Origin of the sequence: Flavihumibacter fluminis, assembly GCF_021491375.1 — a bacterium.
Classification (GTDB): domain Bacteria; phylum Bacteroidota; class Bacteroidia; order Chitinophagales; family Chitinophagaceae; genus Flavihumibacter; species Flavihumibacter fluminis.
The window spans coordinates 55,296-69,348 of record NZ_JAKEVY010000006.1; the positions used below are offsets into that span (position 1 = coordinate 55,296).

At 45.3% G+C, this 14,053-nt stretch carries 11 protein-coding genes; 5 read left to right on the plus strand and 6 right to left on the minus strand.

What is annotated here, in order from left to right; all coding sequences use genetic code 11:
* Nucleotides 1-80: 80 nt before the first annotated feature.
* The 4 genes from L0U88_RS19130 (at nt 81) to L0U88_RS19145 (ending at nt 6,337) form a co-directional block, all read left to right on the plus strand.
* On the plus strand, nt 81-2,867 hold the full coding sequence (locus L0U88_RS19130) for a S8 family serine peptidase (protein WP_234868208.1): 2,787 nt from the start codon (nt 81-83) through the stop codon (nt 2,865-2,867).
* 237 nt (nt 2,868-3,104) lie between these two features.
* Nucleotides 3,105-4,226 (plus strand): AAA family ATPase, encoded by a 1,122-nt coding sequence (locus tag L0U88_RS19135; protein ID WP_234868210.1) that lies wholly within the window; start codon nt 3,105-3,107, stop codon nt 4,224-4,226.
* A 4-nt stretch (nt 4,227-4,230) separates the two neighbouring features.
* On the plus strand, nt 4,231-5,430 hold the full coding sequence (locus tag L0U88_RS19140; RefSeq protein ID WP_234868212.1) for an RtcB family protein: 1,200 nt from the start codon (nt 4,231-4,233) through the stop codon (nt 5,428-5,430).
* A 10-nt stretch (nt 5,431-5,440) separates the two neighbouring features.
* Complete coding sequence (locus tag L0U88_RS19145) at nt 5,441-6,337, plus strand: aldo/keto reductase (RefSeq protein ID WP_255723225.1); 897 nt, start codon at nt 5,441-5,443, stop codon at nt 6,335-6,337.
* A gap of 6 nt (nt 6,338-6,343) precedes the next feature.
* On the opposite strand, the gene L0U88_RS19150 is transcribed toward L0U88_RS19145, so the two are convergent.
* Entirely contained in the window at nt 6,344-6,730 is a 387-nt protein-coding gene (locus tag L0U88_RS19150) for an SRPBCC domain-containing protein (RefSeq protein ID WP_234868214.1), read from the minus strand.
* Between the two features lie 26 nt (nt 6,731-6,756).
* Complete coding sequence (locus L0U88_RS19155; RefSeq protein ID WP_234868217.1) at nt 6,757-7,233, minus strand: hypothetical protein; 477 nt, start codon at nt 7,231-7,233, stop codon at nt 6,757-6,759.
* Nucleotides 7,234-7,297: 64 nt separating this feature from the next.
* Here L0U88_RS19155 and L0U88_RS19160 point away from each other — a divergent pair, with 64 nt between their 5' ends.
* Nucleotides 7,298-8,620, plus strand: a complete 1,323-nt coding sequence (locus tag L0U88_RS19160; RefSeq protein ID WP_234868219.1) for a DEAD/DEAH box helicase — start codon at nt 7,298-7,300, stop codon at nt 8,618-8,620.
* A gap of 50 nt (nt 8,621-8,670) precedes the next feature.
* Here the strand turns inward: L0U88_RS19160 and L0U88_RS19165 are convergent, their stop codons facing one another.
* The 4 genes from L0U88_RS19165 to L0U88_RS19180 all read right to left on the minus strand — a co-directional run bounded on the left by L0U88_RS19165 (nt 8,671) and on the right by L0U88_RS19180 (nt 13,952).
* Complete coding sequence (locus L0U88_RS19165) at nt 8,671-9,330, minus strand: DUF4276 family protein (protein ID WP_234868222.1); 660 nt, start codon at nt 9,328-9,330, stop codon at nt 8,671-8,673.
* The gene (locus tag L0U88_RS19170) at nt 9,327-10,403 is read right to left on the minus strand and encodes an AAA family ATPase (RefSeq protein WP_234868224.1); all 1,077 of its coding nucleotides are present in this window, start codon (nt 10,401-10,403) and stop codon (nt 9,327-9,329) included. Before L0U88_RS19170 ends, L0U88_RS19165 begins: the two co-directional genes overlap by 4 nt.
* Nucleotides 10,404-10,611: 208 nt before the next feature.
* On the minus strand, nt 10,612-12,966 hold the full coding sequence (locus L0U88_RS19175) for a ribonucleoside-diphosphate reductase subunit alpha (protein WP_234868226.1): 2,355 nt from the start codon (nt 12,964-12,966) through the stop codon (nt 10,612-10,614).
* Between the two features lie 20 nt (nt 12,967-12,986).
* Complete coding sequence (locus L0U88_RS19180; RefSeq protein WP_234868228.1) at nt 12,987-13,952, minus strand: ribonucleoside-diphosphate reductase small subunit; 966 nt, start codon at nt 13,950-13,952, stop codon at nt 12,987-12,989.
* Nucleotides 13,953-14,053: the final 101 nt, after the last annotated feature.

Sequence of the window (14,053 nt, forward strand, 5' to 3'; positions counted from 1 at the left end):
AGATAAGTATAAATATTTTTGCATCTGTGTTGCACAGTCAGATCCAGTCCGGATTTCCTATTTTAGATTACGTCAAACATATGAAGACAACCTGTTCCCTGCTCCTTTTTCTTGTCCTGACCCTGCACATACAGGCACAGGAAGAAATACATATACCCGGAACAGAACGATTGCTGGATTCAGCTACCAGCGGACAATTCTTTCTGTTGGAATCCAGTACAGTTCCTCCTGATGTACTCATTCTACGAAGACTCTCACCTACCCGGTTTATTGTTCGCTACCGCGATGAGATCCCGAAATCAAAACAAAACATCCCCAAGCTCCGGCCGGTTAATGATCTCTGGAAACTATCCCCCGATTTACTAGCCGACTATCCAGCCAACACCATCGGGCGCCAGGAGTTGGAGCTGATTATCCGTGCGACTTCCGCGGCTGAACTTAAAGGGCTGGAACAGGAAGGCAAATTACGCATCCTGAGAACCAATGCTGCCTGGTCAACTTTTGTTGTACGAATGAATCCCTCCAGGCTTCCGGAGCTATTGAAATCACCCGGCATTGAACAAGTTTCCCGCTACCGGAAACCCACAACCGAAAGAGAATTAACCGGGTTCGACCTCAGTGCCAATAAACTTAATGCAGCCCATTTCTGGTATCCCGAACTCTCCGGCAGGAACCAGGTGATCTCTATCAAGGAAAGCAAACCCGATACAACTGATATCGATTTCAAAGGCAGATGGCTGCCCTCCATAAATGCAGCCCCGGAGATGGAAACCCATGCAACCAATATGGCTACGATTGCAGCAGGTGGAGGGAACACCTACTACACAGGCAAAGGTGCCGCCTGGGGGGCAGGTATCCGATCCGCTGATTTTGCAGAACTGATGCCCGATGCAACCAGCCTGCTGAAGAGCCAGGGCGTTACTGTTCAGAACCATTCCTATGGAGTGGGAATAGAAAATTTTTACGGTCTGGATGCTGCTGCCTACGACCAGCAACTCAATGAAGATACCAGCCTGCTGCATGTTTTTTCTGCAGGCAACCGGGGAACTGAAACCAGTCCGGATGGCCCCTATGCCGGCATTACAGGATGGGCCAACCTCACCGGCAGTTTCAAAATGAGTAAAAACAGCCTGGTAGTCGGAGCAATGGACTCCCTGCAACGGGTGGTGCCTCTCAGCTCACGGGGACCCGCACACGATGGTCGAATCAAACCGGAACTCATTGCCTTTGGAGAAGATGGCAGCTCCGGCGCAGCAGCACTGGTATCCGGAACCACGCTTTTGCTGCAGGAGCTCTATCAAAATATGCATTCCAGGCCGGCACCCTCAGCACTACTCCGGGCTGTATTGGTTACCAGTACAGATGAAGTAAACGCACCGGGACCAGATTTTCAATCCGGTTATGGGGCATTGAATGCAGTCAAAGCCATAGAACTCCTGCAAAAAGGCCAGTACACACTGGCAGGTATAACCGAAAATGCGGTGCTGCGATTTAGTATAGAGGTGCCGGAACAAACTGCTACCTGTAAGATTACCCTTGCCTGGAATGATCCTGCTGCCACCGCCAATAGTTTTCCTGCCCTGGTAAACGATCTGGACCTGCGCGTAATGGATCCAAACGGGAATGCCATCCTACCCTGGGTACTGGATCATCGTGCCACTGCCCTCTCCGGTAATCAAACCGCCAACCGGGGCCGCGATTCATTGAATAACCTGGAGCAAATCAGTATTGCTCTGCCTACTGCCGGAATTTATACCATTGAAATTCGCGCAGGCGACTTAACAACAACACAGCAAGCTTTTGCTATCGCCTGGCAACTGGATAGCCTTGATCAGCTCCGGATCACCTATCCAACAAAGGCTGATATTCTTACACCTGGCAACCAGCATCGCCTCCGTTGGGAAATAAACAGCAATAAAACCGGATCGCTTTTCTACAGATCAGGCAACACTCAATGGAAACTGATCTCCAACGCGATTCAACCCGGATTAAGCAATTATCCCTGGAGCGTGCCCGACTCTCTTCAATGGGTTCAGTTCCGCTTTGTGTTTACTGATACAGAAATCGTATCCGATACCATCACTGTGTCCAATGAAACCAGAATGGTTACCGGCTTTAACTGCGCGGACTCCTTCCTGATCTATTGGGCACCTGTACCAAAAGCAATTGGGTATCGTGTATACCGTCTTGGTGAAAACTACCTCGAAGCATTTACAACGATAAGTGATACGCTTCTGATTCAGTCCAAACAAAACAACCCCTTCACACATTTCAGTGTGTCTCCCTTGTTTGAAAAGGAGAAAGAAGGAAGACGTTCCTACGCCTTTACTTACCAGAACCAACTAACCAGTTGTTATATCCAGAATTTCCTTGCTGATCCTGATGGCCCGGGAGCTGCAAAACTTCAACTGGAGTTGGGTACTACTTACCAGGTAGCAACCGTTCGTTTCCAGCAAAAAACAAGCACAGGGATTGAAACGGTTGATTCTATAACAGTAACCAATAACCGCTTTTTTACAAGGTCCGCATCAGCAAGAGACGGACTCAACCTTTACAGAGCGATCGTAACACTTGCCAATGGTACATCCTACAACACTGAGTGGTTGCCTGTTTACCAATTCAGCTCCTCTGATTTCTTTGTATTTCCGTCACCGGTAAGAAAAGGAGCTCCGCTAACCATCTTATCCAAAGATCCGGAAGCAGCCATACTTGTGTTGTTTGATATGACAGGCAGGCCCTTATTGAGAAAACAATTAAACGCTACAACAGAATCGATTGCAACAACCCAACTTTCCAGTGGAGTTTATATCTATATCATAACCCGCGATGGTGTAAAAGAAAAAACCGGGCGACTTATTATTCAATAAAAAAATTTCATCGACTATTTTGAAATCAGAAAAATTAAACCATCTTTGCATTCACAAATTTTAAAAACAAGAACAATGCCCCGCTTTAACACATATCGTAAACATACCGCTGAAAGCCTTTCTGGCTGTGCATTTCAGCGCGGGGTGTGGTTTGTTCCCAATCGTTAAGCGAACAACTTCAGTATAGTAACCCCGCCGAAACAGCGGGGTTTTTTATTTCGATTCAATCAATTTTTTATGAACACAATTTTAGCATCCGCATTACAGCGGATAAGAGATATCGTGCGCGCAATCGTGAACGGATCAGACGTCAATATTCAATCTGATCTGTTCTATAACAGTTACCTGGAAGTAAAATCCTATTACCTGTACAGATTTGGCAAAGCACCTTCCGTGCTCTTTATCAACAATATCGATCCGGGTAAAGCGCTGGAATATTTATTAACACATGCTGCAGGAAAAGTTATTCAGGTACATCAAAGTAACTTCTATAACTGGGAGCAGCAAAGACAGGAATTCACCCTGAGTATTGTTGAGTTGAAAGGAAAGATACTTATTGAACTGGGCAGAGATTTCGCCGAGTTGGCGTACGATGTATTGGATCATGATCGTGCTGAGCAAATCATGCAGGCATTGGTTGATTTTCCAAAAGAAAAAGAAGAAGGTCAGCACCAGATTCACATCATCAATTCCAACAACTACGGATTAGATCTGAAACCGCTCAACATCCAACCCAGCGAGCTGGACCTGAATCTCTATTACAACGATGACTTCATTGAAGTAGATGCAAAGATTCAGGAACGATTACTAAAAGAGCAGGATAAAGGAATTGTACTCCTGCACGGATTACCAGGTACCGGTAAAACTACCTACCTGCGTTATCTGATCGGAAAAGTGAGAAAGAAAGTGTTGTTCCTTTCTCCTTCGGTTGCAGGCAACCTGATGAATCCGGATTTTATGGATCTGCTGATCGAACACCCGAACTCTATCCTTGTGATTGAAGATGCAGAGAATATCATCCTGGACCGCACCTATCAATCCAATCATTCTGTCAGCAACCTGCTGAACCTGAGTGATGGCTTGCTGAGTGATTGCCTGAATGTTCAGATCATCTGTACGTTCAACAGTGCACTGCACCTGGTGGATCCTGCCTTATTAAGAAAAGGTCGACTGATTGCTCAATACGAATTCGGCAAACTGAGCGTCGACAAAGCACAACAACTGGCTGGTAAACTGAACATCGAAACAACCATCGATGCACCGGTTTCACTGGCAGAATTATTGAACCCGGCTTCTACCAACTACGAACCTAAAAAAACACAAGTGATGGGGTTCCGAAGGGTATTGGCCACCAATTAAAAAAATGGAAAATAAACTACCATCGGCCGTTGAATCATCCCTGAATACACAGGGTATTCAATTCAATATATATGGCCGGAAACAAATTGAAGAATCTGCCCTGCACCAGATGTACCAGGCCGCACGCTTACCCATTAGCGTGGCCGGCGCACTGATGCCGGATGCACACCACGGTTATGGATTACCGATAGGCGGTGTGCTAGCCACCAAAAATGCTGTCATCCCCTATGGCGTAGGCGTTGATATCGGCTGCCGGATGGCACTGAGTATTTTTGCTGTGAAAGGCGCGGTACTCAACCAGAAACCCGGTTTTTTTGAACGCATTCTGGATGAACAAACCCTGTTTGGAAGCAGCAAACAGTTTGATCGTTCACCGGATCATGCGGTGATGGACAACCGGCTCTTTTTCGAGATTCCTTTTCTCAAGTACCTGCACACCCGGGCCTGGAAACAACTGGGAAGCTCCGGAAGTGGCAATCACTTTGTGGAATTCGGGATTGTGAAAATTGAGGAAAAAGACAGCACATTGGGCATGCCAGCAGGTGAATGGCTGGGACTCCTGTCTCATTCGGGATCACGTGCCCTGGGGGCTAAGATCGCGCAGCACTATACGCAGCTCGCTATCTCAACTCGTAGGTTGCAGGGGGAAAGCAAACACCTGTCGTGGTTATACCTCGAGGAGGAAGCAGGTGCTGAATACTGGGCTGCCATGAACCTGGCCGGCGATTATTCCGCCGCCTGTCATGAACTGATTCACAAAAAAATTGCGAAGGCAATTGGAGAGAAACCAGTAGTCGCGGTGCAGAACCATCACAATTTTGCCTGGAAGGAAATCATCCATGGCGAAGAACTGATTGTTCACCGGAAAGGCGCTACACCGGCTGGTGAAAATGTACTGGGCATCATTCCTGGTTCCATGGCGGCTCCCGGTTATATTGTGAAAGGAAAGGGTGCGGCATCTTCTTTGCAATCTGCTTCACATGGAGCTGGAAGACAGATGAGTCGTCGCGCTGCCAATGAATCCATCACCCGATCCGCTATGAAACTGGCCCTGAAAGAAGCAAATGTCAGCCTGATCGGCGGTGGTGTGGATGAAGCACCCCAGGCCTATAAAAACCTGGAAGAAGTGATGGCCTGTCAAACGGATCTTGTATCTATTTTGGGTAGCTTTCAACCCAGGATGGTGAAGATGGACGGACATTAAACGAACAGCTATGACCTATCATTTTTTGGGAACTACTAAAGAGCAGCTAAGCCAGATCGGATTTGGGTGCATGTCGCTCAAAGCGGGACAAGCTTCTGCTGCCTCCATAATTGATGCCGCCCTCGATGGTGGCATCAATTATTTTGATACGGCTGATCTCTATGAGCAGGGCGCGAATGAAGAGCTGATCGGCAGCCTGCTGAAGCCTCACCGCAACAAGGTATTCATCGCCACCAAGGTAGGTAACCAGTGGCGGGAAGATGGCAGTGGCTGGGATTGGAACCCACGTAAGGAGTACATCATTCAGGCAGTGGAAGCTTCTTTAAAGCGATTAAAAACCGATCGCATTGATCTCTACCAGTTACATGGCGGAACTATAGAAGACCCTATTGAGGAAACGATTGAAGCATTTGAAATCCTGAAAGCGGCAGGAAAGATCCGGTATTATGGCATCTCCTCAATCCGCCCGAATGTGATCCGGCAATATGTTGAAAAGAGTCGGATCAGCAGCGTCATGATGCAATACAGTGTGCTGGACCGCAGGCCGGAAGAAAGCTGTCTGCCTCTACTCGTTGCCAATAAGATTACCGTATTGGCAAGAGGAACACTGGCCAGCGGGATGCTGATCAATAAAGCTGGCAAAGATTACCTTGGACATACCGCCACCGAAGTAAACAGGATCAGGTTGCAACTAACGGAAATCGCTAAACGCTATGAGGTGGAACCGGAATCAGTGGCTATTCACTATGCCTTATCCAAACCAGCTATTGGAGCTGCTGTGATTGGGATTCGCACCATGGAACAGTTAGAACAGGCATTAAAGGCTATAAACCAACAAGTGCCTGCTGGAGCACTGGAGGAAGTAGAATCGATCGTGCCAGCAAAAACCTATGCGGATCACCGTTAGCAGGGCTTATCCTTCTGAATAAAAATCAAGCAGGGAAGAGATATACACTTCTTCCCAGCCTTCGGTGATTTCATCGTAAACATCATCCGGAATATTGGTTTGGCGTACTTCCATGGAAGTGCCCTGTTTGTGTTCGTGTAATTTAATAGTGACGATGGAAGGGGCTTCTGCATCTTCCCCGAAATACCATTCCTGCACAATCTTTTTACCGGGTTCGAATTCCAGGTTCTTCCCTACAATACTTTCTTCCCATAAGGAAAATTCGGAATCCGGTTCTTCAGACATCACCGCATCTGCACCTGCCCACAATTGCACCGTAGCCGGGTTAGTCAATGTCCGATAGAGTTGCTCCGGATCAACCGGTATCATGAAATATTTCTTGAAGTCTTTCATGCCCTAAAAGTACGTAACCGGGGGCATCAGGCAGCCAGTTTCTTCCAGAGGCGCAGGTATTCGTACTGCAGATCCTCGTGCAGGGATTCAATCAGCTTTTTGGTTTTTTTAAGCTGGGTGAGATAGAGATTCATCAGCACCGGTGTTTTTTGTACCGGCAATCCGGAGTCTTTCAGCAGTCGCAGATAATGCAGCAGGAGCGCGGTTTCGGATTCTTTGTTTCCAATATAACGGGCTTGCTTGTTCACATTCCGGAGAATCTTGCGCAGGGTCTTTTTGGCAAAATAGACATGGGAAACATTCATCGTGGCGAACTCTGCCTCCATTTCCAGTTTGAGTTCACCAACATATCGATCTGTCTCCTCCGACTCAAATAACAGGTAGGACAATAACTCTTTGTTCTCTTTTTTGAATTTTGCGAGTCGCAGGGTGATATCCACCAGTTTGCCGGGCGGAAGTGCCTGCAAGGCTTCCTTGATCTCGTGTACCGTAGCCGCTTTCATTCGGTTCTGCCTGATTATTTCAGGCAATTTAGCCTCTTCCCCCAAACTAAACTAGCTTTGCGCCATGTCTACTCCTTTTTATTCGCTGGAATCTATACTGGCAGCCTTTAAGATCAAATCACTCAATCCCATGCAGGAAGCCTCGCTGGCCGCCAACCACGAGCATGAAAATATCATTCTGCTTTCTGCAACCGGATCAGGTAAAACCCTGGCTTATCTCTTACCGGTACTTGACCAGATTGATCCGGATAAAAAAGGAACGCAGGCCCTGATCATTGCACCCTCCCGCGAGCTGGCCCTGCAAATTGAAGACGTGGCTAAAAAAATGGGAACTGGTTTGAAAGTGACGGCCTGTTATGGCGGACATAAAAGAGAAATTGAAGAAAACAACCTGCTCGAAGCCCCTGCTATCATTGTGGGCACTCCTGGCAGACTGGGAGATCATATCCGTCGCGAGAATATTAAAACCGAAACCATCCACACCCTGGTGCTGGATGAATTTGATAAATCGGTAGAGTTTGGTTTTGAAGAAGAGATGTCCTTCGTTGTGGGCAGTCTGCCTTCTTTGAAGAAACGCATCCTGGTATCTGCCACCGAGGCGATGGAACTGCCCCGTTTCCTGAAGATGCAGCAAGCTACTACCCTGAATTTCCTGACAGGCGAGAGCTCCGGTGCGCTGGAAATCAAACTGGCCCGGGCAACCGAAGCAGATAAACTGGATTCCCTGTTCCGGCTCATCTGTCATTTGGGTAACCGCTCCACCATTGTGTTTTTGAACCATCGGGATGCGGTGCAACGCACCAGTGAATACCTGAAAGACAAGGGCCTGGTGAATGTGTTTTACCATGGAGCACTGGAGCAACCCGAGCGGGATGCAGCACTTTGTAAGTTTCGCAATGGAACATCCAACATTTTGGTAACAACTGACCTGGCCGCACGCGGACTCGATATTCCGCATATCCGGTACATCATTCACTATCATCTACCCCTAAGCGAAGAATCCTTTATTCACCGGAATGGTCGTACTGCCCGAATGGAAGCCAGTGGCACCGCCATTTTATTAATGGGACCTTCAGAAGATATTCCTGATTATATCGATACCGCCTCCGGTTGGGTAGATATTCCCGATACCGTACAGGTGCCCGATAAGCCCCAATGGGTGACGCTTCATATAGCGGGCGGCAAGAAAAACAAAATCAACAAGATTGATATTGTAGGATTCCTCACCCAGCAAGGGGAATTGAAAAAAGAGGATATCGGGCTGATCGAGGTGAAGGATTTCTTCTCCTTTGTAGCCATCCGCAAATCCAAAATGAGTCGCACCCTGCCTTTGATAGAAAAGCAGAAAATCAAAGGCCAGCGGGTTAAGATTGAGATCGCCAAGTAGGTTAGTGTATAGTGTTATTTAAATGGAATATTGATTAAATACGTTGAAAATTATTCTTTAGAAGAGGCTCGTTGAATTATTGTTTTTACCCAAAGGTTGAATCTTGGACATTTTTGTAGTATTGTTGGCATTCCGATATCCATTGCAATAATAGGTCCATGTAATGTTTTTTTGTATTTTCTTCCGCCAACAATTTTTGAAATTCTTGCTGCTGGTGAACTTTCGGGATTATCATTAATCATTTCTGGGTTTGGAAAATGATTAATGATATACTTAAAATGATTTATATGCCTCGGAAACCAATTACTGAAGCCTATTATATCAGAAAATAAAAGAGCTTCAAATTCGTGTAATTGAATATAGGGAATCAAATTTTGATGTACAATATCTTTTATGATTTCACCTTCGATATATTCAACACGTTGATTTTTTTGCAGTTGTGCTGATTGAATAAAGCCTGGAAAATCATTTCTCAATCCATAAAAATCAATTAACGATGTGACAATTCCATTTGGATCTGATCTAAGAAGATTTGTGGCAATATTTTTATATCTTGAATATCTAACATCCCCTCCATAAAAACCAGGGCTAGTTTCTATTGGAATTGGTACTGAATTATTGATACCAAATTGCTTTAGGTATGGAGACATTAAGCTATTTACAAACTCCTCTTCAGTTTGTCCTTCCACAATTATATAAATTGTTCTCATTTCGGCCGCCCTCCTAAAATATTTTTCTCCCACAATTCTCCCAAAGAATAATCATTCAGCCAAAAGGATAAGGTCTCAGCAGATAGACGTTTAAAAACGGTCTCATGATTATTTTCACGTTGTACAACAAGTATATCATCGGGCGAAAATTCATTTACTAAACTTACCGATTGAGTCGATATTATTACTTGACAAGACTCAGAAACACTTTGTAACATAGCAGCAAGCTTACTTATTGCAAACGGATGCAGGCCTAATTCGGGTTCATCGATAATAATTGTAGATGGAGGTTCAGGTTGAAGAAGTAAGGTCGAAAGGCAAATCATTCTTAATGTGCCATCGGATAAGTTATGAGCAGTAAAAATTTGATCGAAACCTTTTTCTTTCCATCTTAGAAAAATTTGATCTGGATTGATTTCATCAGGAGATAGAAAAAATCCATCAAAAAATGGAGCAATTGACTGAACAACCCTCTCAATCATTTTGAAACTTTGCGAATTTGTCTCTTGCAGCATATATAGAAATGCAGCAATATTTCCTCCATCTTCTTGGAGATATGCATAATCCCTCAAATTTGACGGCTGCTTTAGACGAGAATTGAAACCAGTATCATGAAAATGAAATATTTTTAAAGTATTAAGATTATTTCTAAGGAAATTCGATCTATACCAGGTATGATTTTTCAATTCACTTTCAAGCCTGGTTGTATTTGTAATTTGTAGCTTTCCTTGAGTCGTATTACTCCACTCGCTTTGAAATATTAAACTTCCAGACTGATCTGGTAAGAGTGTAAATGAGTATTCATTTTTATATTCATTATCAAAAGTAACAGTACCACTCAAAAAGGATGAATATTTTCTTCCAAAAAATAAAAAACTATCAGCTCTTCCATTTTGTATAATATATGTTTGCAAATCTTGTATATACAGTTTGTTTAAAAATTTAAAAAAACTGATAAAGTTACTCTTGCCGGCTCCATTTGCACCAATAAGTACATTCAAGGCTTTTAGTGCTACAATACCAGAGTCTTTTATCGACTTGAAGTTTCTTATATGAATTGACTCAATTCCCATTGACACATATTTTTTCCAAATTATCTATTGTTTAGAATCCCATAGTTGTTCGTTAAAGTTATCTATAATTACTTTTGGTTATCAAAACTAATGAGAATCAACTTTATTGACTAGCGTTTTATCACCCATTCATAATCAAAAAAGGCCCGAATACTTCGGGCCTTTCATTTAACTGGGTTGGTTTTTCGAATGTCCTCTACTAATCAACTTAGGATCCACAACTAATGCAGCCATCCTGCATGGTACATACGGCACCTTCGGCTACCTGCGACTGATCCACCACAGGTGTCATATTCTGACCACCCTGCTTTTCTACGGTAAACTGAACCGCCTGTGCTGCTGCCTGCGTACGCAGGTAATACATGCCGGTCTTCAGTCCCTTTTTCCAGGCGTAAAAATGCATGGAGGTTAATTTGGAAGCAGTTGGATTGCTTACAAACAGATTCAGACTCTGGCTCTGGCAGATATAAGCTCCTCTGTCGGCCGCCATATCAATGATAGTCCGCTGTTTGATTTCCCAAACGGTTTTATACAACTCCCGAATCTCTTCCGGAATGCTGGTGATCTGCTGGATAGAGCCATTGGCAGCAATGATCCGGTTTTTCATGTCGTTGTCCCACAAGCCCAATGCTACCAGGTCTTTCAACAGGTGTTTGTTCACGATCACAAATTCACCGCTCAGCACCCTGCGACTGTAAATATTGGAGGTATAGGGCTCAAAACATTCATTGTTTCCGAGGATCTGTGAAGTGGAAGCGGTAGGCATCGGCGCTACCAGTAAGGAGTTGCGCACACCATGTTCAATTACCTCATTGCGCAGTGTTTCCCAATCATGTCTTCCGGATGGCTGAACCTTCCACAGATCAAACTGGAACTGTCCTTTTGACAAAGGAGAACCATGGAAGGTTTCATAAGCACCCTGCTCCTTGGCCAGGTCCTTACTGGCGGTCATCGCAGCAAAATAGATGGTCTCAAAAATATTACGGTTCAGCATAGCCGCTAATTCCGATTCGAATGGGAGTCGCAGCAGGATAAACACATCCGCCAATCCCTGTACACCTAAACCAATCGGGCGATGCCGCAGGTTGGAACGCTTTGCTTCTTCAACCGGGTAATAGTTTACATCAATTACTTTATTCAGATTGAGCGTTACCTGGTAAGTAACTTCATAGAGTTTATCAAAATCAAACTTCCCGTCTTTTACAAAACGAGGCAGTGCCAGGGAAGCCAGGTTACATACCGCTACTTCATTGGGGTCGGTATATTCCATGATCTCGGTACAGAGATTGGAACTCTTAATCGTACCCAGGTTCTGCTGGTTGGATTTAGCATTCGCAGCATCCTTGTACAAAAGGTAAGGTGTTCCGGTTTCAATCTGTGCATCGAGGATCGCAAACCAGAGTTCCTGTGCCTTGATGGTTTTGCGCCCGCGACCTTCTTTCTCGTAGGTAGTATATAATTCTTCGAAAGCTGCACCGTGGCAATCCTGCAGTCCGGGTGCTTCATGCGGACAGAATAATGTCCAGTCGCCATTGTCCTCTACCCTCTTCATAAACAAATCCGGAATCCACAGTGCATAGAACAAATCACGGGCACGCAGTTCTTCCTTACCATGGTTCTTACGCAGATCCAGGAATTCAAACACATCGGCATGCCAGGGCTCGAGGTAAATAGCAAATGCGCCTTTTCGTTTACCCCCGCCCTGGTCTACATAACGCGCGGTATCATTGAATACACGAAGCATAGGAATGATGCCATTACTGGTGCCATTGGTGCCACCGATATAGGTGCCGGTTGCACGGATATTATGAATAGCCAGTCCAATTCCACCTGCACTCTGAGAGATCTTGGCGGTTTGTTTCAATGTATCATAAATACCATCAATACTGTCTTCCTTCATCGTTAACAAAAAACAACTGGAGAGCTGGGGCTTGGGAGTACCAGCATTAAAGAGTGTGGGTGTGGCATGGGTGAACCAGCGCTCACTCATCAGGTTATAGGTTTTGATCGCCTGCTCCAGGTCATCTTTATGAATTCCGATAGCAACCCGCATGTAGAGATGCTGCGGGCGTTCAGCAATCTTACCGTTAATCCGCAACAGGTAAGACTTCTCCAGGGTTTTGAATCCGAAATAATCAAAGCCAAAATCACGATCATAGATAATGGTGCTGTCCAGTAATTCAGCATTGGCTTCAATTACAGTCATCACATCATCTGCAATGAGTGGCAAACGTTTACCGGTAGCCGCATCAATGTACTGATGCAGGGCGCGCATGGTATCGCTGAAGGATTTCTTTGTATTCTTATGCAGATTACTTACTGCAATCCGGGATGCCAGCAAAGCATAATCCGGGTGACGCGTAGTAAGACTGGCGGCAGTTTCTGCAGCAAGGTTATCCAGTTCCGTAGTAGTTACTCCATCATAGATACCTTCAATTGTTTTTTTCGCGATATCGTGTACATCCACCAGCGGACTCAATCCATAGGAGAGTTTCTGAATGCGGGCTGTAATCTTATCAAACTTTACGGATTCTTTACGACCGTTTCTTTTTATAACAAACATGGTTAAACGCTTTAATCAATTTAAAAATCTTCATCGAGGGAGAAGGACTGTCCGGTTGCACCACTCATCACTCCCGACTTCTGGTAATCACCAACTCTTTTTTCAAAGAAGTTGGTTTTGCCCTGCAGGGAGATCATCTCCATAAAATCAAAGGGATTGGCGGTGTTGAACATTTTCGGATAACCGAGTTCACCGAGCCAGCGGTCGGCTACAAACTCGATGTATTGTTGCATGAGGCGGGCATTCATCCCGATCAAATCAACCGGAAGGGCATCTGTGATGAATTCCTTTTCAATCTCTACCGCATCACCGATGATGCTATATACTTGTTCCTGAGAGAGCTTTTCAGACAGCATACTGTACAGCAAGCAGGCGAATTCGCAGTGCATGCCTTCATCGCGACTAATCAGTTCATTGCTGAATGTGAGTCCGGGCATCAGACCACGTTTCTTCAACCAGAAAATGGAGCAGAAGCTACCACTGAAGAAAATCCCTTCTACGGCAGCGAAAGCAACCAGGCGCTCAGCAAAATTTCCTTTCTCGATCCAGCGCAATGCCCATTCCGCTTTTTTGGTAACAGCGGGAACGGTATCAATGGCATGAAAGAGGCGGTCTTTTTCAACCGGATCTTTCACGTAGGTATCAATCAGGAGGGCATAGGTTTCGGAGTGGATATTTTCCATCATGATCTGGAAACCGTAGAAGCAGCGGGCTTCGGGCAGTTGTACTTCACTCATGAAGTTCACGGCCAGGTTTTCATTCACAATACCATCACTGGCTGCGAAGAAGGCCAGTACATGCGAAATGAAGTGACGTTCCCCGTCATTCAGGTTTGCCCAGTCGGCCAGGTCAGCACTGAGGTCGATTTCCTCTGCTGTCCAGAAGCTGGCCTCATGTTTTTTATACATTTCCCAGATGGCGGGATATTTAATGGGAAGGATCACAAACCGATCCTTGTTTTCCTTCAGCAACACTTCGTTTTGCATGGTAGTATGTTTAGATAGATGTATCAGTTTTCCGCGGGGGCAAGGGCTGATACGTCCTGGGCTTGCAGAGTCTGCAGTCCCGATGCGTGTTGCCTATGCCG

Bases quoted from the DNA above. Each gene is read 5' to 3' on its own strand.
- L0U88_RS19130 (WP_234868208.1), top strand. From the start codon at position 81: ATGAAGACAACCTGTTCCCTGCTCCTTTTTCTTGTCCTGACCCTGCAC.
- L0U88_RS19135 (WP_234868210.1), top strand. From the start codon at position 3,105: ATGAACACAATTTTAGCATCCGCATTACAGCGGATAAGAGATATCGTG.
- L0U88_RS19140 (WP_234868212.1), top strand. From the start codon at position 4,231: ATGGAAAATAAACTACCATCGGCCGTTGAATCATCCCTGAATACACAG.
- L0U88_RS19145 (WP_255723225.1), top strand. From the start codon at position 5,441: ATGACCTATCATTTTTTGGGAACTACTAAAGAGCAGCTAAGCCAGATC.
- L0U88_RS19150 (WP_234868214.1), bottom strand. From the start codon at position 6,730: ATGAAAGACTTCAAGAAATATTTCATGATACCGGTTGATCCGGAGCAA.
- L0U88_RS19155 (WP_234868217.1), bottom strand. From the start codon at position 7,233: ATGAAAGCGGCTACGGTACACGAGATCAAGGAAGCCTTGCAGGCACTT.
- L0U88_RS19160 (WP_234868219.1), top strand. From the start codon at position 7,298: ATGTCTACTCCTTTTTATTCGCTGGAATCTATACTGGCAGCCTTTAAG.
- L0U88_RS19165 (WP_234868222.1), bottom strand. From the start codon at position 9,330: ATGAGAACAATTTATATAATTGTGGAAGGACAAACTGAAGAGGAGTTT.
- L0U88_RS19170 (WP_234868224.1), bottom strand. From the start codon at position 10,403: ATGGGAATTGAGTCAATTCATATAAGAAACTTCAAGTCGATAAAAGAC.
- L0U88_RS19175 (WP_234868226.1), bottom strand. From the start codon at position 12,966: ATGTTTGTTATAAAAAGAAACGGTCGTAAAGAATCCGTAAAGTTTGAT.
- L0U88_RS19180 (WP_234868228.1), bottom strand. From the start codon at position 13,952: ATGCAAAACGAAGTGTTGCTGAAGGAAAACAAGGATCGGTTTGTGATC.